Genomic DNA, 21216 nt, shown 5'->3' with positions numbered 1-21216 from the left:
GCCATGATCATCGATGCGCACACGCACGTCTGGCCCGACAAGATCGCCGCGGCGGCTCTCGCGGGTAACCGGCTGCCCGGGCTGACCCCGCGCGGCGACGGCACCGTCGGCGGCCTGACCTCCACCATGGCGGGCAGTGGCGTCGACATGAGCTGTTGTCTGGGGATCGCGGCCGAGGCGAGGCACGTCGACTCGGTCAACCGGTTCGTCGCCGGAACGGCCAGCGACCGCCATGTCGCGGTCGGCACGGTCCACGTGGACCTGTCGGTCGAGGAGAACCTGGCGAGCCTGCGCCGGCACGGCATCCGCGCCGTGAAGATCCATCCGCTGTTCCAGAACTACGCGCTCGACGATCCGCGGCTGTGGTCGATCCTCGAGGCGTTCGGCCCGGACATCGCCGTGATCACCCACGTCGGCGCCGGCAGTGCCGACGCCCGCACCAACAACCTCTCCAGTCCGCGGATGATCGCCGACATCGCCGAACAGTTCCCCGAACTGCGACTGATGGCCTGCCACTTCGGCGGCTACAAGATCCTCGACGACGCCGAGGAGATGCTCTCCGGCGCCGACGTGGTGCTGGAGACGTCGTGGCCGCCCGGATTGAACACGCTCCGCCCGGAACGGGTGCGCAGGCTGATCCGCAACCACGGCGCGGAACGGATCGTGTTCGGCTCCGACTGGCCGATGGCCGACCCGGGTGCCGAGATCGCCGCCATCGACGCCCTCGGGCTCACCGACGACGAGACGAAGTCCGTGCTCGGCGGCACCCTCGCCCGCGTACTGGACATCGACTCACCGTGGCGCTGAGGCGTGGTGCTGAGGCTCGCACTCGCGACGAATCGACCGGCGTGCGCGGGGAGTTCTTGTGGCGTGTCGAGAGGCGCGCGGCAACGACCAGGGCCAGTCCGAGCAGAGTGAGCGCCGCTCCGGTGACGGTGGGGCTGCGCAATCCGTGGCCTCCGGCGATGGCGGCACCGGCAAGGCTGACGCCGATGGTGTTGCCCAGGTTGAACGCCGCGATGTTGGCTGCGGAGGCCAGGGTGGCTGCACCGGTCGCGTGGCGAAGCACGCGTGCTTGCAGTCCTGGGACGGTGGCGAAACCGACCGCACCCAGCAGCGTCAGCATGACCGCGGTGGGCAAGGTAAGGGTGGCGACCGAGCCGAGGCCGAGCATGACGGCGGGCAGCAGAATCGAGAGCGCCAGCACGGAATTGTCGGGGTGCCGGTCGGCTGCCCGGCCCCCGATGAGGTTGCCTGCGAAGAGCCCCACGCCGAAGAGCACCAAGAGCCACGGGATCGCCGACGCGGAGTAGCCCGTGACGTCTCGCAGCAACGGTTCGACATAGGTGAAGGTCCCGAACATACCGCCGAAAACCAGGGCGGTGGTCAACAACGACGTCAGTACCTGAGGTCTGGCGAGGGTTCGGAACTGCTGACCGATGGGGAGCTGGTTCTGCTCGGGATCGGTCCGAGGCACCAGAGTGGTCAGCCCGGCCAGGGCGATGATGCCGACGACAGAGATGAGCCAGAACACCGAGCGCCAGCCGAGCTGCTGGCCGACGAATGCTCCGGCCGGGACGCCGAGGACGTTGGCGACGGTCAGCCCGGCGAAGAGCGCCGCAACGGCGGAGGCTTTCCTGTGCACCGGCACCAGAGAGGCGGCCAGGACTGCGCCGATACCGAAGTAGCCGCCGTGAGCCAGGGCGGCGATGATTCGGCCGGCGAGCATCACCTCGTAGTTCGGGGCCGATGCCGAGAGGGTGTTGCCGATGACGAAGAAGGCGACGAGCAATACCAGCGCGTACTTCGGCGGCCGGCGCATCAGCAACGGGGTGATCACCACCGCGCCGGGAACCACGGCCAAGGCGTAACCGCCGACCAGGTGGCCCGCCTGGCTGACGGTGACGTCCAGGTCGGTGGCGACCTCCGTGAGTAGCCCGGCAATGACGAACTCGGTCAGCCCGATGCCGAACCCGCCGATACTCAGCGCCAGCAGTGCCGCGGCTGCCGTACCCCTGTTCGGGGTGGATTCGGACCCGGATGCTGCGGCCGCCGTTGGGGAAGTGGTGTCGTTCGTGTGTGTCACAGGCCCACGGTGACCCGCAGCACGAGTCAGAGCCTTCCCTCTGATGTGCCTACCACTGAGAGGGGCAGTCACCGATCACGACGCCGACGGGATGCCTTGGGAGGATGAAGGCCATGACGGTCCAGTGCACTCGCCAGACGACCGGAGAGCAAGGAAGAACGAATCCGATCGGGGACTTCCTGCGTGCTCACCGGGCCCGGATCACGCCCGGCCAGGCAGGCATCCCGTCCTACGGCACCATCCGCCGCGTTCCCGGACTCCGCAGGGAAGAACTCGCTCAACTCGCCGGGGTCTCCGTCAACTACTACATCCGGCTGGAACAGGGCGAAGCCGTGAACCCCTCTTCCGGGATCATCACCGCGCTGGCACGTGCTCTGAACCTGGACGACGACGCCACCAGCTACCTGCACAACATCGCCGGAACCGCCCAACTCATCCACAGCTCCACCGCCGCTGCGGAGTCCGAAGCGGGGATGACGTTCACGTTCGACCGGCTCGTCGAGTACATGCCCGGAGCTGCTGCGATCGCGCTCTCAGCGACCAACGACGTCCTCTCCTACAACCGGTTGGCCTTCGAACTGTTCTTCTCGCACCTGAACGACTCCGGGCCGTGGAACACCCACCGGCTGCTGTTCACCGATCCCGCCACCCGGGAGCTTTACCGGCATTGGCAGGAAGAGGCCTCTCTCGCCGTCGCCTCCCTACGGTTCCACGCCGCGGCTGCACCCCACGATGCGGCAGTCCAGGCACTGGTCGGCGAGCTGTGCGTGACCAGCAGCGAGTTCGCCCGACTCTGGGCCGAACACCCCGTACGCCGCTGCACCCGAGGCACCAAGCACCTCAAGCATCCTGACCTCGGCGACCTCGATGTCGAATACCAAGTCCTCCACGCTCCCGATGGCGACGGGCGACGTATCCTCATTCACACGGCCCCGCCCGGAACCGCGACAGCGGAGGCCTTGGGACTGCCGGCTTGACGGTGTGCAGGGGGCGCGACAACGTCGCGGCCCTCAGGTCAGCTGCGTCCAGGTGATCGGTGCGGCGAGGATGTCGGGGAACTTGCGTTCGGCGTACCGAACGTACTCCTCGATATGGTGCGCCATCGCGGCCGAGGACGCCTGCGGGTCGCGGGTCGCGATCGCCTCGTAGATCCGCAGGTGCGCCTTGTGTACCGCGGTGCGCCGCACCTTCGGGTAGTCGATGCCGATCGCCGACCCGTCGAGGATGCCGAGCAGGGCGTCGACGAGGTAGCCGAACATCGCGTTGCCGCTGCCGTGGGCGATGATGTCGTGGAACCGCTTGTTCTCGGCGAGGAACACGTGCTGGTCGTCCAGCTGCGCGTACATGGTGTCGACGCTGAGTTTCAGCTGGCCCAGCGACTCGTCTCCGATCCGCTCGGCGGCCAGCTGCGCCATCATCGGCTCCAGGCCCGTCCGTGCCTCCGCGATCGTGCGGAACGGGGCGTTCTCGAACTGCAGCAGCAGCGTCAGCGCTGTCGCCAGGCTCGAGGCGTCCGGTTGTTCCACCACCGGCCCGCCGCCGGGGCCGGGCCGCAGCGAGATCACGCCCTGCAGTTCGAGGAAGCGGAGCGACTCCCGGAGCGTGCCGCGTCCCACGGCGTATTCGTCGAGCATGACCCGCTCCGGCGGCAGCCGTTCGCCGACCGTGTTGCCACGCTCGTGGATGTCGGCGACGATCCGCTGCGCGACGAGCATGGCCGTCTTGCGCGGCCGGAGCGGCTGTGTCATCACGCCGCCCCGCTGGCTGCCACCCCGCCGGCGTCCGCGCCACCGGTGTGCGCGCCGGCTCGGGCGGTCCCGCCCGCAGTGGCCGCAGCCGCACCGCTGGGGTCCGCGCCGGTGCCGAGCGTCTCGCCGGCCACGGCGCCGATCACCCCGTCGGCCGCCAACGCGGAAAGCGCGTCCGCCGGCATGCCCAGTTCCCCCGCCAGCACCTGGCCCGTGTGCTCGCCGACCGCGGGCACGCCCTCGTAGACGGGCCGGTCGGTGTCGCGTACGTGCAGGATCGGCCCCGGCATCATGGCGGGGCCGAGGGCGCTTCCCGCGAGGTCGACAAGCGTGCGCTGCAGGAAGTGCGGATCCGCCGCGATGTCGCTCGCGTCGTTGACCGCCGCCGACACGACCTCGTGCTCGTCGAGGATCGCCAACGCCTCGTCGCGGGACCGCGCGCCGATCCACTCGCGTACGAGCGCCTGCAGCGACTCGTTGTTGGCCATGCGCGCCGTGTTGGTGGCGTACCGGTCGTCGGTCTTCAGCTCCGGCATGCCCATGGCGTCGAACAGGCGCATCGCGATGGCCTGGTTGGACGCGGCGATCGACAGCCAGCCGCCGTCGCCGGCTTGGTAGATCCCGCGCGGCGAGGCCGCACCCGAGGCGTTGCCGTGCCGCTGCATGATCGTGCCGGACGAGGTGTAGTTCAGCACCGCGTCGCCGAGGATGAACATCAGCGGTTCGTACAGCGCGACGTCGACCTCCGAACCGTGTCCCGACAGCTCACGGCGGTACAGCGCCATCGCCGTGCCGAACGCGGCCGAGATGCCGGCGATCGAATCGGCGAAGCCGAACGGGGGAGCGGTCGGCGGAGTCTCCGGCCAGCCGTTGAGGAACGCGTAGCCGCTGGCCGTCTCGGCCACCGTGCCGAAACCGGGACGCTCGCGGTACGGGCCGGTCTGACCGAACCCGCTGACCCGGGTCATCACCAGGCGCGGATTGCGCGCGGCGAGGTCGTCGAAGCCCATGCCCCAGCTCTCGAGCCGTCCTGGGCGGAAGTTCTCGATAAGCACGTCCGCCTCGTCGATCAGCGGCATCACCACGTCGCGGCCGCGCGGGGTGCGCAGATCGATGCCGACGGAGCGCTTGCCCGAGTTCAGCCGGGCGAACCCGATGGCGGTGCCGTTGTGGGCCGGCTGCCACTGCCGGGCGAAATCACCGGCGGACGGGTCCTCGACCTTGACGACATCGGCACCGAAGTCGCGCAGCATGCGGCCGGTCGTCGGCGCCGCGTACATCGAGCCGAGTTCGATCACCCGTACACCGGCCAGCGGCCGCGCGTCGGAGGGGACGGTGTCCGTCGCCATGTCGTCTCCTCTATGCGAATGGTGATGATAGATTAGCACAACGATACGCGGTCGACAGGTGCTTCTGTCCAGAGTTCCCAGTCAGGTTCACCTGTAAGTCAGGTCCCCACCGAAGCGCTCCGGTCAACTGTCCTGATGATGAGCATGATTGTCGAGCGTGGTCCACAACACTCGTCTTGCACGGTCGCGGGCGAAACCTGTTTACTCGGTCGGCTGACATCGTCGGCGTCCTCACCCGTGCGTGATGCGCCGGACATCGAGTGAAACGGAGGACACCGGCCGTGGCCCGAACGTCCGCGCCGTGGTCCGTGGTCGCCGTGCTCGCCGCGTCGGGGATCGCCGTTTCCCTGATGCAGACACTGGCCGTACCGCTGCTGCCCGAGTTCCCACGCCTGCTGGACACGACCCCGTCCAACGCCGCGTGGCTGATCACGATCACCCTGCTGACCGGCGCCGTGTGTGCGCCCGTGCTCGGCAGGCTCGGCGACATGTACGGCAAGCGGCGCATGTTGCTCGTGGCGCTGGGGTCGATGACCGCTGGCAGCGCACTCGGCGCCGTGAGCAGCGAGTTCGTCGTCGTGCTTGCGGCGCGCGGCCTGCAGGGGGTCGCCATCGGCGTCATCCCGCTCGGCATCAGCATCATGCGTGACGAGCTGCCGCCCGAACGGGTCGGCACGGGTATCGCCGTGATGAGTTCGACGCTGGGCGCGGGCGGGGCGATCGGCCTGCCGCTGACCGGGTTCGTCGCCGAGTACGCCGACTGGCACTGGTTGTTCGCCGGGGCGGCGGTGTTCGCCGTGCTGCAGCTCGTACTGGTGGCGATGCTCGTGCCGGAATCGCCGGTGCGCAGCGGTGGCCGCTTCGACCTGGGCGGGGCGGTGGGGCTGTCGGCGGCACTGCTGTGCCTGCTGCTGCCCGTCTCCCGCGGCAGCACCTGGGGCTGGGCCAGCCCGGAGGTGCTGCTCCTGCTTGCGGCCGCCGCGGTGATCTTCGTGGGCTGGGGCTGGTACGAACTGCGCCTGCCCGGAGGTCCGCTCGTCGACCTGCGGGTGTCGGCCCGGCCGGCCGTGCTGTTGACGAACATCGCGTCCGTGCTGATCGGCGTGGCGATGTTCGCCTCGTTCATGGTCAGCGCGCAGATGCTGCAGGCGCCGGCGGGGACCGGTTACGGCTTCGACCTGTCGCTGATGGCCAGCGGGCTCGCACTACTGCCCGTGGGCGGTGCCATGGTCGCGTTCTCGCCGTTGTCGGCGGTCATCTCCCGCCGATGGGGCCCGAAGGTGACGGTCGTGGCCGGCACGGCGCTGCTCGCCGTGGGCAACCTGGCCCGGGTCGCGGTGCACGACGCGCTGGTGGCGGTGATCGTGGTGATCACCGTCCCGGCGATCGGCGCGGCTCTCGCCTACGGTGCCGTTCCCGCGCTGATCATGCGTGCCGTGCCGCAGTCGGAGACGGCGGCCGCCAACAGTCTCAACGCGCTGTGCCGGTCGATCGGCACGTCGAGCTGTAGCGCCGTCGTCGCCACCGTGACGGCGGGGGTCGTGGTCCGGGTCGGGGGCGTGACATACCCCGGTATCACCGCCTACACCGTGATCTTCGTGATCGCCGGCCTCGCCGCCGCGCTGGCAGGGGTGATCGCGCTGTTGACACCCGCGCCGCGGGCGCTCGAACCCGGGGCGCAGGCGCCCGCCGCCGCGCGCTGACACCCGGCTTCCGCCGCTGGGCGGGTCAGCCCCGTGCGGGCAGGGTCGCCGCGTTGGCGACCGACGGGATCGGACTGCCGTCCCGCCAGGCGCGCAGGGCACCGGCGGCGAGCCGTGAGTGTTCGACGATCACGTCGTCCGAGGCGCCGCCGATGTGCGGGGTGAGGGTCACGTTCGGCAGTGACAGGAGCGGGTGATCGGCCGGAAGCGGCTCGGTCCAGTACACGTCGAGGCCCGCGCCGGCTAGGTGCCCGCTGCGCAACGCGTCGATCAGTGGCTGTTCCTCCACGACGGCGGCCCTGCCCGCGTTGATGAGGTACGTGCCGCGCCGCATGGTGGCGAGCTGTTCGGCCCCGAGCAGTCCGATCGTCGACTCCATCAGCGGGACGTGCACGGTGACGACGTCGGAACCGGCCAGCAACTCGTCGAGCGGCACGACCGCGGCGTCGTCGCCGAACGTGTCGGCGGGCAGATAGGGGTCGTAGACGAGCACGCGCATGCCGAACGCCCGTGCCCTGGCCAGGACCCGGCGGCCCACGGCACCGCCGCCGAGGATGCCGAGGGTGCGCCCGCGGAGACTCAGACCGCGGAAGGCGCGATAGGGCTCGAACACGTCGTCGCTCGTCCACGCCCCGGTCCGCAACCACGCCTCGGCACGGGCGGTGTTGCGCAGTGCCGACAGCAGGAGCGAGAACGTGAGATCCGCGGTGACGTCGGCGTTGCGGCCCGGCGTGGTGGCCACCGGGATGCCCCGCCTGCTGCACGCCTCGAGGTCGACGTTGACCGGCGCCGCCCGGCACGACACGGCGAGCCCGAGATTCCCGGCGAGCGCCAGCGACGGCTCGTCGAGTACGTCGAGTTCACACACGACCGCGTCGGCCGCGGCGAGCTCGTCGTCGAGTCCGGCTTCGGCCAGCGAACGTCCCGTGCCGGACGGCGGGACCACGGTGAGGTCGAAATCGGCCGCCAGTTCGTCGGCGACGCGCTGGTCGAACGCGGCGGTGACGAGAACGCGCGGGGCGGTCGAAGAGGGCATCAGGCAAGCTCCTTGTGAGTGGGGGACGGGTGTTCGTCCCCGGCGGACGTGCTCGCTGGGGAGGACGGGTCGTCGCCGAGGGTGCGCAGGCCCCGCAGGTCGGGCCAATGTGGACGGATCGCGTCGCGGACGGCGACGAACGCGGCGAACCGGGTCTCGTAGGCGGTGCGCAGGCCGGGGTCGGGCCGGAAGACGTCGAGTTCGCCGAGCAGTCGCGCGGCGGCCGCCTGGACCTCGGTTCCGGTGATCGCGGCGAGCGCGTGGGCGGCGACCCCGCGCGCCCCGAGTTCGGCGGCGGAGGCGCGTTCGATCGTGCATCCGGTGATGTCGGCGAGGATCTGGCACAGCAGTCCGCTCGTGGCCGCTCCGCCGCAGAGGCGCAGCGTTCCGCCGACACCGAGCGCCTCCTGGCATTCCCGCAGGCTGAAGGCGATTCCCTCGTACACGGCCCGCAGCAGCTGACCGGGCGTCGTCTCGGTGGACAGGCCCAGCCAGCTCGCCGAGGCGTGCGGATCGGCGAACGGGGCGCGCTCACCGGCCTCGGCTCCGTAGGGCAGGTACAGCACGCCGCCTGCGCCCGCGGAGACCGCACGCGCCTCGGCCTCGACCGCCTCCCAGCTCTGCCCGCCTCGGCCGAGCAGGTCGCGCACCCAGTCGAGGTTCGGGGTGCCCGACATCGGGCAGAGGCATTCGAGCACCGCGCCGTCCTGCCCGGTGGCCAGCGTGATGCCGACGTCGGTGCCGACGTCCGCTCTCGTCGCGTGCACGGTGCCGAGGAAGGCGGTCGTGCCGATGATCGCGTAGGACTGACCCGGGTCGCTCACGCCGAGACCCGCGCCGCCGGCCGCGGTGTCGACCAGCCCCGTCACGACGGGGATGCCCGCCGGCAGGCCCAACGTGTCGGCGGCGGCCGCGGTGAGGGGCCGGTGCGAGCCGGCCGCCTCGATGGGCGGCAGCAGCTCGGCGAATCGGCGGTGCCCCAGCGCGTCGATGAGTTCGTCGGAGTAGGTGCCGGTGGCCGTGTCGACATAGGTACGCGAGGCCTCGGACGCGTCGGTCGTCAGCACGCCGGTCAGCTGCGAGCGGATCCAGTCCTTGCAGTTCGCGTGGTGCCGTGCCCGGCGGAGCAGTTCCGGCCGCGTCGCCTCGAGTTCCTCCAGCAACACCGGCAGCGCGCCGGGGAAGAGGGTGGAACCGGTGGTGCGGCGGACCGCCGCTGCCTTTCCGTCGTGTTCCCAGGCGCGCACCCGGTCGGCGGCGCGGCCGTCGAGCCAGAGGATCGCGGGGCCCACCGGTTCGGCGTGTTCGTCGAGCAGCCACGCACCGTCGCCCTGCCCGGTGACGCCCGCGGCGGCGACGTCGACGTCGCCTGCCGTCTCCAGGGCCTCCCTCACGGTGCGGACCACGGCGTGCCACAGCTCGGTCATCGATTGCTCCGCCTGCGCCGGACCGGGCCGGGCGACGTGCACCGGGGCCCGGGCCGTGGCGAGTTCCGCGCCGTCGGTGGTGAGCACGGTGGCCTTGACGGCCGTGGTTCCCGCATCGATGCCGACCACGGCGACCGGGGGTTGACTCATCCGCTCTCCAGTGAACGCATTCGGTGGCACGTGTCCGGTCGAACACGCTCCGGTCGAACCCACGTCGTGACCCACCCGGCGCATCCCGCCCGGTGAACCCACTCAGCGAACCAATTGAACATTAGTTCACTCCGCTGGTCCGTCGTTCAGTCACGCTACGACGTGAAGCTTCCGGTGGTCAACTCGCTCGGGGTCACTTGACAGCGGTCCGCCCTCGGGTCACGCTGCCGATCGCAAGTGCACGGGAGTGAACAGATGTTCAGCCGGAGCTCAAAGGAGAGTTCGCGATGGCAGAGGTGACCGGGGAACCACGCACGGGTTTCGCAGGCTGGCTGGAACGGCAGGGCATCGTCCGATCGCTGGCCTGGGGATATCTCGCGCTTCTGCTGTTCATGGTCGGCGACGGGATCGAACTCGGCTTCCTGGGGCCGTACCTGGAGTCCCGGGGTTTCGGTGCCGCCGGAGTCGCGACGCTGATCAGCGTCTACGGCGTCGTCGTCGCGGTCGCCGCATGGCTCGCCGGAGCACTCGCCGAGGCGTGGGGCCCGCGGCGCGTGATGCTCATCGGCTTCACCGTGTGGGTCGCGTTCGAGATCGTCTTCCTCGGGTTCGGCGTCGTCGCCGGCAACTACGAGGTGATGCTGCTCTCCTACGGCGTCCGCGGGATCGGGTATCCGTTCTTCGCGTACGGGTTCCTGGTCTGGGTCACCATGGACACGCCCAAGGCCGTGATCGGCAGGGCCGTCGGCTGGTACTGGTTCGCCTCCACCGCCGGACTCGGCGTGCTCAGCTCCTATTTCGCCGGTGCGGTCATCCCGCTCGTCGGCGAACTGGCGACGATGTGGCTGTCGCTGGTGTTCGTCGCGGCCGGCGGCGTGATCGTGCTCTTCCTCGTGCGCACGCGGCGGCACGAGGCCGAGGCCGGCGCGTGGGCGAACCTGCGGCAGGTGGCCCGGGGGCTCACGGTGGTGCGCACGCACCCGAAGGTCGGCCTCGGCGGTGTCGTGCGGATCATCAACACGCTGTGCTTCTACGCGTTCCCGGTGTTCCTCGCCTCGCACATGGTCAACGAGGTGGGGTTCTCGCTGCCGCAGTGGCAGACGATCTGGGGCACGATGCTCTTCGCCAACATCATCGGCAACGTGCTGGCCGGGTACCTCGGTGACCGGATCGGCCCGGTGAACGTCGTGGCGTGGTTCGGCGGACTCGGCTGCGTGATCACCGTGCTCGGCATGTACTACCTGCCCGAGTGGCTCGGGCCCAACTTCCCCGTGGCCATGATCGCGGCGATCCTGCTCGGCCTCGCGATGGCGGCCTATGTTCCGCTCAGCGCGATCGTGCCGCTGCTGGCCCCGACGCAGAAGGCCGCGGCGGTCGCGATTCTGAACCTGGGTGCCGGGCTGAGCAACGCGACCGGTCCGCTGCTGGCCCGCGCGTTCCTCGGGCCGTTCGGCGTCGGCGGCATGATGTGGCTGCTCGCCGGACTCTACGCCGTCGGCATCGCGCTCACCTTCGGCCTGCGCGCGCCGGAGCTCGAGTCGGCCGATGCGGACGAGACGCCCGATGTGGAGGGTTCGTCCGGTCGTGACGAGGTGGCGACGTCGTGAGCACCGCCGGTGGGGCCGTGGTGGCCGGCGCGTCGCCGGAGGGGGAGCCGGGTGCCGGTGCGCGCGACACGCGGGCGCGGCGGTCGACGGCGCTCCGGCCGGCACGGCAGGATGGTGTGAACGTACGGTCATACAGAAGAACGGATGTTCACGGCATGGAGTCGCGAGAACTGCAGGGCCGCGTCGCCCGCCTGCACTACCAGCACGGCATGACCCACCAGGAGATCGGCGACCTGCTCGGACTGTCCAGGGTGAAGGTGACACGGCTGCTCGCCGATGCGCGCCGCTCGGGGATCGTCGAGATCACGATCCACAGTTCGGCCAGCCCGTTCGGTGACCTGGAGGCCGCGCTCGTCGGCCGGTTCGGGCTGCAACAGGTGTGGATCGCCCCGAGCTTCGCCGACGAACGGCGCACCACCGAGTCGGTCGGCATGGCAGGGGCGGAATGCCTGCGCGCGCTCGTGCCGACGTCGGGAACCGTCGCGGTGGGGCTGTCGTCCAGCGTGGCGGCCACCGCCGCGCACGTGCACGCAGACCCGGCGCCGGAACTCGGATTCGTCCCGCTGGCGGGCAGCTGGGGCGGCATCTCACGCGGCATGAACCCGCACGAGGTGGCGCTGCGACTCGGTTCGGCCTTCGGCGCGCGGACCTACCATCTGCCGGCCCCGATCCTGGCTTCGTCGCCCGAAACGGCCGCCGCGTTCCGCTCCGACCCCGGCGTGCAGGAGACGATGCGCCGCGCCGCCGACGCCGACCTGCTGATCGCGGGCGTCGGCGGCATGGAGCCGCGCGCGGGGCTCCTCATCGACGAGCTCGGCCCGTCCGAACAGCGGCAGCTGACGGCCGGCGGCGCCGTCGGCGACATCTCGGCCCGGTTCTTCGACGACGAGGGAAGGGCCGTGTCCGGCGACGTGGACGGGCGGGTGGTCGGGCTCTCGCTCGACCAGCTGTCGGCGATTCCGCACCGGGTGGCCGTCTCGTTCGGGCCGCACAAGGTGCGGGCGCTGGAAACCGCGCTGCGCGCAGGACTGATGAACATGGTCGTGACCGACGCCGAGACGGCCACCGCCCTCGTGGACCCGGCAGCAGGCAACACGTCGGCCGAGAACAGCGAATCCCGGAACAGAAGGAGTGGGGCATGAAGCAGGCGAGAACGGTCGACGAACTGGTCGAGCAGCTCATCGATGTCGGCCGGATGGCCGTCGAACGCGGGCTCGTGCTCGCGAGCGGAGGCAATCTCTCCGCTCGACTCCCCGGCTCCGGCGAGTTCGTGGTGACCGCGTCCGGAACCTGGCTCGATCGACTCGAACCCGGCGATTTCACCAGAATGGACCTCGACGGCCAGGTCGTCGGAGGGCATCCGTCGCCGTCGAGCGAGTGGAAGCTGCACCAGCGCACCTACCGGGTCCGGGAGGACGTGAACGCGGTGGTGCACATCCACCCGCAGCACGCCGTGCTCGTGGACGCCCTCGGCCACCCCGTCCGGCTGTTCACATTGGACCATGCCGTCTACGTCCGGTCGGTGGGGCGCACCGACTACTACCCCAACGGGTCCGACGAACTGGCCGACACGGCCGCGGCCGAGGCCAAGGTCCACGACTGCGTGATCCTGGGCCACCACGGCTGTTCGGCGATGGGGCCGGATGTGGGTATGGCGTTCCGCCGGGCCATGAACCTGGAGGAGGCCGCCATCGCGACCTACCGGGCCCTGGCCGTCGGGGACACCGAGACGGCGTTTCCCGCCGAGGCGTATCACGCGCTGCACCACGCCTGACCGTCGGCCGCCCGACACGTCGGGTCGATTCGCGCACCCGGCTGCGGCCGGCACGCCTCGCGATCGGGGCCGCGGTCGGGCACGGTGAGCAGTGCCGTGATCGGCATCGGGCCGGCGGCGAGACGGTGGACGAACCGGTGCCACGCATCGGGGACAGGAGGACACATGGCGACCTACGACGTGGCGAACCGGTCGGCGATCGTGACGGGCGCCGGCAGCGGCATCGGACGTGCGGTGGCGCGATTGCTGGCCGCCGACGGTGCGGCCGTGGTCGCCGCCGACATCGACGGCGACGCGGCAGCGGCCGTGGCCGGCGAGATCTCCGACGCGGGCGGCACGGTGGCCGCCCTGGTCGGCGACGCGTCCGATGTCGACTTCCATGTCGAGGCGGTGGCCGAGGCCGAGAAGCTCGCCCCGCTGCGGATCGCGGTCAACAACGCGGGCATCGGCGGCGCGGCCGCCGAGCTGGCCGACCTTCCGCTCGAGTCGTGGCGGTCGGTGCTCGACCTGAACCTCAGCGGCGTCCTGTACGGGCTGCAGGCGCAGGTCCCCGTGATGGTCGCTCACGGCGGGGGCAGCGTGGTGAACATGTCGTCGATGCTCGGCTCGGTCGGTTTCCCGGGCAACGGGGCGTACGTGACGAGCAAACACGCGCTGCAGGGTCTGACCAAGAACGCCGCGCTCGAATACGGCGCGCGGGGGATCCGCGTCAACGCCGTGGGTCCCGGTTTCGTCAACACACCGGCCGTGGCCAACGCGCTCGACGAGGCCACGCAGCGCGACCTGGCAGGCAGGCACGCCTTGGGCAGGATGGCCGAACCGGAGGAGGTGGCACACCTCGTGGCCTTCCTGGCCAGCGACGCGGCCGGGTTCGTCACCGGTAGCTACCACCTCGTCGACGGCGGCTACACCGCGAGCTGACCGGGGAGCCGGGCTCAGTCGCCGGTGGTCCACCGCGCCCCGGCGGGCAGGTCGAGACCACGGGCGGCGGCGCCGAGCAGCGTGTCCCGCAACGCGCGGGCGATGCGGGACAGCGGGCGGGCGGGGTCGTGGACGAGCCGGATGTCGCGCTCGACCACGGGTCCGGTGGCGGCGGTGTGCTGCACTCCCGCGAAGCCCATCATGGGCACCACGAGCGCCGGGACCATCGACACGCCCAGTCCGGCCGCCACGAGGCCCGCGACCGCGCCGATGTTGCGGGCCTCGGTGACGGGCCCGAGCTCGATCCCGGCTTCGGTGAGAGTGCGGTCGACGTAAGTGCGGATGCTCGTGTCGCGGTCGAACGCGACGAACGGCTCGCCGGCCAGATCACCCCAGGTGACCCGTGTGCGACCGTCGAAACGGTGACCGGGCGGGAAGACACCGACGAACCGGTCGACCGCGATACGGGGAGCGCTGAGCCCGGCCGGCACCGTCGGCGCCACCGTGACCGCCATGTCCGCCGTTCCCTCGACGACGTGCGCCAGCACCTCGTCGGCGAGTCCGTCGCGCACCGACACCGTCACGTCCGGCCGGTCGCGGCGGAAATCCGCCAGCGCAGTCGGCAGCATGCTGCCCGCCAGCGAGGGCAGGGCGGCGACGGTGACCGAGCCGCGGGTGCCCGCGAGGTACCCCTCGAAGTGGTTGAGCGCCGCGTCGAAGTCGGCCAGCAGTCGGCGCGCGATCGTGAGGAATTCCGCGCCGTCCGGCGTCGGCACGACACTTCTCGTGGTGCGTTCGAACAGGGACACGCCCACTCGACGTTCGAATTCCAGCACCGATCTACTCACAGAGGACTGTGCGATGTGGAGTTCGCGAGCCGCCGCGCTGTAGCCGCCGGCATCGGCCACGGCGACGATCGCACGCAGGTGCCGCATCGACAAGTCTATGCTCATAGTGCATCAATCTATCCGGAATCAATGCTGGACGGCAGTGGGTGTCGGCAGCACACTTCTCCGCAGATCCGAAACCGTGGAGAGGTCCTGGACAATGTTGTCTTGGCTGGGCTTTGCAACCGTCGGCGTCATCCTGGCGTTACTGCTGACCAACCGGGTGGCCGCCGTCGTGGCGCTCGCCGGCGTGCCGATCGTGGCCGCGTTCGTCGCGGGGTTCACCCCGGCCGACGTCGGTGAGTTCGCGGGCGCCGGCATCGCCGACGTCGCAGGTACCGCCGCGATGTTCGTGTTCGCCATCGCCTTCTTCGGAGTGCTCCGGGACGCGGGCATGTTCGACCCGATCATCGACCGGATCGTCGGTCTCGCCGGTGACACACCCGCCACCGTGTGCGTGGCGACGACCGCACTGGCGTGCGCCGTGCACCTGGACGGTGCCGGGGCCACGACGTTCCTCATCACGATCCCCGCGATGCTGCCGGTCTTCGACGGGCTCGGCATGCGGCGCCTGCTGCTCGCCACGTGTGTCGGCCTGGGCGCGGGTGTGATGAACCTGTTGCCGTGGGGCGGTCCCGCGCTGCGGGCCGCGAGCACCACCGACGTCCCGGTCAACGACCTCTGGGTTCCGTTGATCCCCGCGCAGATCGCAGGGATCGTGACGGTGCTGGTGATCGCATGGTGGCTCGGCAGGCGGGAGAGCAAGCGGATCACCGCCGCGGAACCGGTCCCCGTCGCGGCGGCGGGCGGGCCGGAGCCCCGCGCGGTGACGCACCCGGCCGAGTCCGGCGGTTCCGGGACGAATGCCGTCTATGCAGGCACCGACCCCGGCCCGGCCGGCTCGTCCGACGGCGGCGACTCCGACGGCGGCGACTCCGACGGCGGTGACGCCACGGCGGGCGGCCTGCGCAGGCCGAGGCTGTTCTGGTTCAACATCGCGCTGACCGCTGCGGTGGTCGGCGGCCTCGTCGCAGGCCTCGCGTCCGCCGAAACACTGTTCCTGGCCGGACTGGTGCTGGCACTGGTCGTGAACTACCCGGGTCTGCGGGCACAGACCGAGCGCATCGAGGCGCACGCCAAGGGCGCCATGCTCATGGTCATCACCCTGTTGGCCGCGGGCGTGTTCCTCGGCATTCTCGAAGCCACCGGCATGATCGAGGCGATGGCGACCGCGTCCGCCGAGGCCATCCCGGCCGGTGCCGCACCCGCACTGCCATTGATCGTCGGAGTGCTCGGCGTGCCGCTGAGTCTGCTGTTCGGGCCCGACGCCTTCTACTTCGGTGTGCTGCCCGTGCTGACCGGGGTCGGTGAACAGTTCGGCATCACCGGAACCGAACTCGCGCAGGCAGCGCTGCTCGGCCAGGAGACCCTCGGATTCCCGATCAGCCCGCTGACCGGATCCTTCTACCTGCTCGTCGGCCTCGCCGGCGTGGAGATCGGCAAGCACATCCGCGCGCTCATCGGCTGGGCGTGGCTGGCGAGCCTGGTGATGCTGGCCGTCGCGCTGGCCACCGGCGCGATCCCGGTGTGGGCGGCATGACGGCGGCGCGGACGGTGCGCCTCGGCGCGGGTGCGGGATTCGCCGGAGACCGGATCGACCCGGCGGTGGAGCTCGCGCGCCACGCCCGGCCGGACTACCTCGTGTTCGAATGCCTCGGCGAGCGCACCGTCGCGGCCGGACACGCCCGCAGGCTCGCCGACCCGGCCGCCGGATTCGACCCGCTGCTGGCGGCGCGGCTGCGCGGGGTGTTGCCGCACTGCCACGCGGCCGGGACGACCGTCGTCACCAACTCGGGTGCGGCCAATCCGGAGGCTGCAGGCGACTGCGCGGCGCGCGTCGCGGCGGAGGCCGGGTTCGGTACGCGGATCGCCGTGGTCACCGGCGATGACGTGCTCGACCTCGTGCGCGCACTCGACCCGGTGGTGTGGGAGACCGGTACGCCGCTGTCGGAGATCGACGACGAACTCATCTCCGCCAACGCCTACCTCGGTGCCGAGCCGGTCGCCGACGCGGTCTCCGCCGGCGCGGACGTCGTGGTGACCGGCCGCGTCGCGGACCCGGCGCTGTACCTCGGCCCGCTCCGCCACGAGTTCGGCTGGGATGTCGATGAGCACGAACTGCTGGGCAAGGGCACGCTCGTGGGTCATCTGCTCGAATGCGCGGGCCAGCTCACGGGCGGCTACTTCGCCGACCCGGTCACCAAACCCGTACCGGCCCCTGCCCGGCTCGGCTTCCCGTTCGCCGACGTGAGCTCGGACGGGACCGCCGTGCTCGGCAAACCCGACGGCACAGGGGGCAGGCTCGACAGGCGGACGTGCGGCGAGCAGCTGCTGTACGAAGTGGACGATCCCGCTGCCTACGTGACACCGGACGTGGTCGCCGACTTCAGCGGTGTCAGCTTCACCGAGGTCGGGCCCGACCGGGTCGCGGCGCAGGGCGCGACGGGCCGGCCGCGTCCCGGCGGGCTGAAGGTGACACTCGGGTTCCGGGGAGGCTGGCTGGGTGAGGGGCAGCTGACGTACGCGGGCCCGCGCTGCCTCGACCGTGCCCGGATGGCGGCCGACATCGCGCGCGAACGCCTCGTCGCCGTGCACGGCCTGCCGGAGGAGGCGATCGACGTCGAGTACATCGGTGCGGGCGCGGCGCTGCGCGGACTCGCCCCCGCGGTCGACCCCGTGGAGGTGCGGGTGCGCGTGTCCGCGCGCGTGCCGTCGGCCGAGGCCGCCGAGGCTGTCGGCTGGGAGGTGGAATCCCTCTACACCAACGGGCCCGCGGGCGGTGGCGGTGCGCGCAGGAGCGTCACGGAGGTCGTCGCGGTGCGGTCGTGTGTGGTGCCGCGCGAGCACGTGTCCCCGCGGGTGACGGTGCTGCCGTGATGGATGGGTGTCGTAGCGGTCGTGCCGCGGTGACGGGACGCGAGAAGGTGACGGCGGGGGTGGTGTGATGGCCACGGTGGACGAGCTGGCCGACGTCCGGGCGGGCGACAAGGGGGACACGCTGATGCTGGCCGTGCTGCCCCGTGACGACGCCGCGTTCGCCGTGCTCGAGCGGCGGCTCACTGCCGATGTGGTGCGGGCGCATTTCGCCCCGCTCGTCACCGGTGACGTCGGCAGGCACGTCGTGGCCGGGCTGCCCGCGCTGGTGTTCCGCCTTCCCGGGGTGCTCGGTGGCGGCGTCACCGGCTCGACGGTGCTGGACGGGCACGGCAAGACCCTCGGCTACCACCTGCTGACGCTGGAACTCGGCTGACGAACGAACACCCGCACGGGCCTGGCGGTGGTACGGACCACGCGGCCGCAGCGTCGACAGGGTCGGCGGTAACCGCGGGGTGGTGACCGTGGGGCGGTGACTGTGGGGGAGGCGACCGCGGGGTGTCGACCGCGGGGTGTCGAGCCGGGCGGCACGCAGCATCGTCGAACCGGTGTCGACCTGCGGGGCCGGGATCGCGGGCGTTGACCGACCGGCAGCCACGGCCATCCACCAGCGGCGGCCGAGCCTGCGACCGGCGACAGCTGGGCCTGTGATCACCACGTCGACCAGGACGCCTCCTTCGAAGGAACACTGGCGGCCTGCCGGGCCGAACGACCGGCGGCGCCGTGGTCGCGCGGCCGGTATAAGGCCGGCCTATACCGATCTTGGTGATCACCGTCTACCGGTGCCGGCCGAGGCGTGTTTCGATCGCGTACCGGCGCTTCGGCGGAGAGGAACGGAAGACACAATGGTCGTGTTGCACGCGGCGGTCGCGATCGCCGCCGTCATCGCTCTGATCCTGGTGGTCAAGGTCGAACCGGTCATCGCGCTCGTCGTCGGTTCGCTCTATCTCGGGTTGGCGTCGGGACTCGGCTTCGAGAAGACGATCACCACGGTGGCCACCGGTTTCGGCGACATCATGGCCGAGGTCGGCCTGCTCATCGGATTCGGCGTGCTGCTGGGAGGTCTGCTGCACGCGATGGGCGCGCTGCAGAAGGTCGTGGAGAAGCTGTTGCGGGCGCTGGGGCCACGGCGACTGCCGTACGCGCTCGCCGTCGCACTGAGCTCGGTCTTCCCCTCGATCTACGTCGACGTTCAGCTCGTGCTCGCCGCGCCGCTGGCCCGGTCCGCAGCACCTCACCTCGGCCGCAATGGTCTGCCGATGATGGCCGGTTCGCTGACCGCGGGAATCCTCATCGGCTACGTGTTCGTCGTTCCGGGCCTCGGCACCATCTCGATAGCGGGGCTGCTCGACGTGCCGCTCGGCACGATCCTGCTCTACGGCTTCGTGCTCGGCCCGGTGACGGCGCTGCTGACCGTGTTCGTCTACGGCAGGATGCTGGCGAGGGGATTCTGGAACGCCGCCAAGGACGAAAGCGGGTCCACACCGGACACTCAGGCGGTGGCTGCCACCGGAGACGATGTGGGGACCGCCGCTCCGGCATCCACTCCGGAACCCGCCGCGGACACCCGTGACGACGGGAGCGGCCCGGCAGCCGCGGGTGGGACGACCACCACGGCGGTCCCGGAACGTGCGATGCCTCCGCTGACCGTGTCGCTGCTGCCCATCGTCGTGCCGTTGCTGCTCATCGCGACCGGTGCGATCACCGAGGCGGCCGGTGTGAAGTCCGATGTGCTCGCGTTCCTCGGGGACCCGGTGTTCGCACTGTTCGCGGGCCTCGTCGGGGCGTATGTCCTGGCACGCAGGACACTCGGCGCCGATGCCCTCGGCGAGTCGATGACCGCGGGCTTCAACTCCACGGGGCAGATCCTGCTGGTCACCGGAGTGGGCGGGTCGCTCGGGGCGGTCATCGGCGAGACGAACCTCGACGACGTGCTCTCCGGCATGTTCACCGCGGGCGCCGGGGTGCCCGCACTGGTGACGGTGCTGCTGGCCTGGCTCGTCGCCGCCGTGCTGCACCTGGCCATCGGCTCCATCGCGGTCGCCGGGATCGCCGCGGCCGGAATCCTGGCGCCGATCATGGGCGGGCTCGGCATCCCCGCCGAGGTCCTCGCGCTGGCGATCGGTTCGGGTGCCCTGTTCGCGCTGCAGCTCAACAGCAACTTCTTCTGGATGTTCCAGACCCTGCTCGGTGTCACCACACGCGGTGCGCTGAAGGCACTGACGTTCGTGACCTCCCTAGCGTCGGTGGTGTCGCTGGTACTGGTCATGGCTCTGGGCATGGTGGTGTGACGTGCTACCGGCCGGGCGGCGGGCCACGACGACGGCACGAACCGGGCGAGCCGGTGCCCGGCGCGCCCGGAAAGCCGGAAGGAAGATCGGTGGTCGACAGCGAAAGGCGCAGGTATGCAACCTCTCCGTGGCGTGACCGTCGTGTCGCTCGAACAGGCCATCGCCGCTCCGTACGCGAGCAGGCAGTTGGCCGACCTGGGCGCGCGGGTGATCAAAGTGGAGCGTCCCGGTGTCGGGGATTTCGCCCGTGCCTACGATTCCCGGGTGCGGGGGCTGAGCTCGCACTTCGTGTGGGTGAACCGCAACAAGGAATCCCTCACACTCGACATCAAGGATCCGCGCGGCATGTCGGTGCTGCGCACGCTCATCGACGACGCGGACGTGTTCATCCAGAACCTGGCGCCCGGTGCGGCGGAGCGGGCCGGGCTCGGTGCGCAGGCCCTGCGGCAGCGTGATCCGCGCCTGATCGTCTGCGACGTCTCCGGCTACGGCGCTCCCGGTCCCTACGAGACACGCAAGGCCTACGACCTGATGGTCCAGAGCGAGGCAGGATTGGTGTCGGCCACCGGAACGCCCGAGGAGATGGCGAAGGTGGGTATCTCCGTGTCCGACATCGCCGCCGGCATGTACGCCTACAGCTCCGTGCTCGCGGCACTGCTGGAACGCGGCCGGACGGGCGTGGGCACGCACATCGACGTCTCGATGCTGGAATCCACCGTGGAGTGGATGGGGTTTCCGATGTACTACGCCTACGACGGTGCCGAGCCACCGCCGCGCGCGGGCGCGGCGCACGCGACGATCTACCCGTACGGACCGTTCACCGCAGGCGACGGCAAGGTCGTCATGATGGCCATCCAGAACGAGCGTGAGTGGAAGCTGTTCTGCGAGCGGTTCCTCGGACGTGCCGAACTTGCCGACCACCCGGACTACGCCACCAACACCGACCGCAACGCTCATCGCGACGCGCTGGGAGCGATCGTCGCCGGCCGGTTCGCCGAGTTGTCGAGCGACGCCGCCATCGCGCTGCTGTCGGACATCCCCGTCGCCAACGCCCGGGTCAACAGCGTGAGCGAGGTATGGGAGCACCCGCAGTTGGCGGCCCGCGGCCGCTGGCACGAGGTGCAGACGCCGGCGGGGCCGGTCGCCTCGCCCGCGCTGCCCGGCCTCACCGATCCCGCACCGAGGATGGACCCGGTGCCCGCACTCGGGGAGCACACGCGGGGGATCCTGGCCGGACTCGGCATGTCGGGTGACGAGATCGATGGCCTGGTCGCCGACGGTGTGGCATGACCGGCGGCTCGAC

18 protein-coding genes are annotated in these 21216 nt (G+C 70.7%); 12 read left to right on the top strand and 6 right to left on the bottom strand.

Translation table 11 applies throughout. From position 1 onward, the window contains the following. Positions 1 to 3: 3 nt before the first annotated feature. Entirely contained in the window at positions 4 to 807 is an 804-nt protein-coding gene (locus FB384_RS20260; RefSeq protein WP_183786333.1) for an amidohydrolase family protein, read from the top strand. On the opposite strand, the gene FB384_RS20255 is transcribed toward FB384_RS20260, so the two are convergent. Further along, positions 731 to 1960, bottom strand: a complete 1230-nt coding sequence (locus tag FB384_RS20255; protein WP_407676102.1) for an MFS transporter — start codon at positions 1958 to 1960, stop codon at positions 731 to 733. The genes FB384_RS20260 and FB384_RS20255 overlap by 77 nt on opposite strands. A 239-nt stretch (positions 1961 to 2199) precedes the next feature. On the opposite strand from FB384_RS20255, the gene FB384_RS20250 reads away from it, so the two are divergent. Continuing rightward, positions 2200 to 3063, top strand: coding sequence for a helix-turn-helix domain-containing protein (locus tag FB384_RS20250; protein WP_228726489.1), 864 nt, complete (start codon positions 2200 to 2202; stop codon positions 3061 to 3063). Between the two features lie 33 nt (positions 3064 to 3096). Here FB384_RS20250 and FB384_RS20245 read toward each other — a convergent pair whose 3' ends face one another. Next, entirely contained in the window at positions 3097 to 3834 is a 738-nt protein-coding gene (locus FB384_RS20245; RefSeq protein WP_221213397.1) for a FadR/GntR family transcriptional regulator, read from the bottom strand. Next, positions 3834 to 5183, bottom strand: coding sequence for a CaiB/BaiF CoA transferase family protein (locus FB384_RS20240; protein WP_183786330.1), 1350 nt, complete (start codon positions 5181 to 5183; stop codon positions 3834 to 3836). Before FB384_RS20240 ends, FB384_RS20245 begins: the two co-directional genes overlap by 1 nt. Positions 5184 to 5464: 281 nt before the next feature. Here FB384_RS20240 and FB384_RS20235 point away from each other — a divergent pair, with 281 nt between their 5' ends. Continuing rightward, on the top strand, positions 5465 to 6886 hold the full coding sequence (locus FB384_RS20235) for an MFS transporter (protein ID WP_323985355.1): 1422 nt from the start codon (positions 5465 to 5467) through the stop codon (positions 6884 to 6886). A gap of 25 nt (positions 6887 to 6911) precedes the next feature. On the opposite strand, the gene FB384_RS20230 is transcribed toward FB384_RS20235, so the two are convergent. Beyond that, positions 6912 to 7922 (bottom strand): NAD(P)-dependent oxidoreductase, encoded by a 1011-nt coding sequence (locus tag FB384_RS20230; RefSeq protein ID WP_183786329.1) that lies wholly within the window; start codon positions 7920 to 7922, stop codon positions 6912 to 6914. After that, on the bottom strand, positions 7922 to 9499 hold the full coding sequence (locus tag FB384_RS20225; protein WP_183786328.1) for an FGGY-family carbohydrate kinase: 1578 nt from the start codon (positions 9497 to 9499) through the stop codon (positions 7922 to 7924). The genes FB384_RS20230 and FB384_RS20225 overlap by 1 nt, the downstream gene beginning before the upstream one ends. 287 nt (positions 9500 to 9786) lie before the next feature. On the opposite strand from FB384_RS20225, the gene FB384_RS20220 reads away from it, so the two are divergent. The 4 genes from FB384_RS20220 to FB384_RS20205 all read left to right on the top strand — a co-directional run bounded on the left by FB384_RS20220 (position 9787) and on the right by FB384_RS20205 (position 13801). Beyond that, positions 9787 to 11106, top strand: coding sequence for an MFS transporter (locus FB384_RS20220; RefSeq protein WP_183786327.1), 1320 nt, complete (start codon positions 9787 to 9789; stop codon positions 11104 to 11106). Between the two features lie 155 nt (positions 11107 to 11261). Continuing rightward, the gene (locus FB384_RS20215) at positions 11262 to 12248 is read left to right on the top strand and encodes a sugar-binding transcriptional regulator (RefSeq protein ID WP_183786326.1); all 987 of its coding nucleotides are present in this window, start codon (positions 11262 to 11264) and stop codon (positions 12246 to 12248) included. Beyond that, positions 12245 to 12880: a class II aldolase/adducin family protein gene (locus FB384_RS20210; protein ID WP_183786325.1), complete on the top strand. Its 636-nt coding sequence runs from the start codon at positions 12245 to 12247 to the stop codon at positions 12878 to 12880. Before FB384_RS20215 ends, FB384_RS20210 begins: the two co-directional genes overlap by 4 nt. Before the next feature lie 165 nt (positions 12881 to 13045). Next, the gene (locus FB384_RS20205) at positions 13046 to 13801 is read left to right on the top strand and encodes an SDR family NAD(P)-dependent oxidoreductase (protein WP_183786324.1); all 756 of its coding nucleotides are present in this window, start codon (positions 13046 to 13048) and stop codon (positions 13799 to 13801) included. A gap of 14 nt (positions 13802 to 13815) precedes the next feature. Here FB384_RS20205 and FB384_RS20200 read toward each other — a convergent pair whose 3' ends face one another. Continuing rightward, positions 13816 to 14754, bottom strand: a complete 939-nt coding sequence (locus tag FB384_RS20200) for a LysR family transcriptional regulator (protein ID WP_183786323.1) — start codon at positions 14752 to 14754, stop codon at positions 13816 to 13818. Between FB384_RS20200 and FB384_RS20195 the strand changes: the two genes are divergently transcribed. The 5 genes from FB384_RS20195 to FB384_RS20175 all read left to right on the top strand — a co-directional run bounded on the left by FB384_RS20195 (position 14747) and on the right by FB384_RS20175 (position 21203). Continuing rightward, positions 14747 to 16288: a CitMHS family transporter gene (locus FB384_RS20195; protein WP_183786322.1), complete on the top strand. Its 1542-nt coding sequence runs from the start codon at positions 14747 to 14749 to the stop codon at positions 16286 to 16288. The genes FB384_RS20200 and FB384_RS20195 overlap by 8 nt on opposite strands. Beyond that, a complete protein-coding gene (locus FB384_RS20190) occupies positions 16285 to 17625 on the top strand; it encodes an acyclic terpene utilization AtuA family protein (RefSeq protein WP_183786321.1) in 1341 nt (446 codons plus the stop codon). The genes FB384_RS20195 and FB384_RS20190 overlap by 4 nt, the downstream gene beginning before the upstream one ends. 67 nt (positions 17626 to 17692) lie before the next feature. Next, complete coding sequence (locus FB384_RS20185) at positions 17693 to 17998, top strand: AtuA-related protein (protein WP_183786320.1); 306 nt, start codon at positions 17693 to 17695, stop codon at positions 17996 to 17998. A gap of 469 nt (positions 17999 to 18467) precedes the next feature. After that, complete coding sequence (locus FB384_RS20180; protein WP_183786319.1) at positions 18468 to 19913, top strand: GntP family permease; 1446 nt, start codon at positions 18468 to 18470, stop codon at positions 19911 to 19913. 114 nt (positions 19914 to 20027) lie between these two features. Next, positions 20028 to 21203: a CaiB/BaiF CoA transferase family protein gene (locus FB384_RS20175; protein WP_183786318.1), complete on the top strand. Its 1176-nt coding sequence runs from the start codon at positions 20028 to 20030 to the stop codon at positions 21201 to 21203. The last annotated feature ends 13 nt before the right edge of the window (positions 21204 to 21216 follow it).

This window comes from Prauserella sediminis (assembly GCF_014195435.1).
Classification (GTDB): Bacteria; Actinomycetota; Actinomycetes; order Mycobacteriales; family Pseudonocardiaceae; genus Prauserella; species Prauserella salsuginis.
The sequence above is the reverse complement of the archived record's forward strand: the minus strand, read 5'-3'. Positions and strand labels throughout refer to the sequence as shown.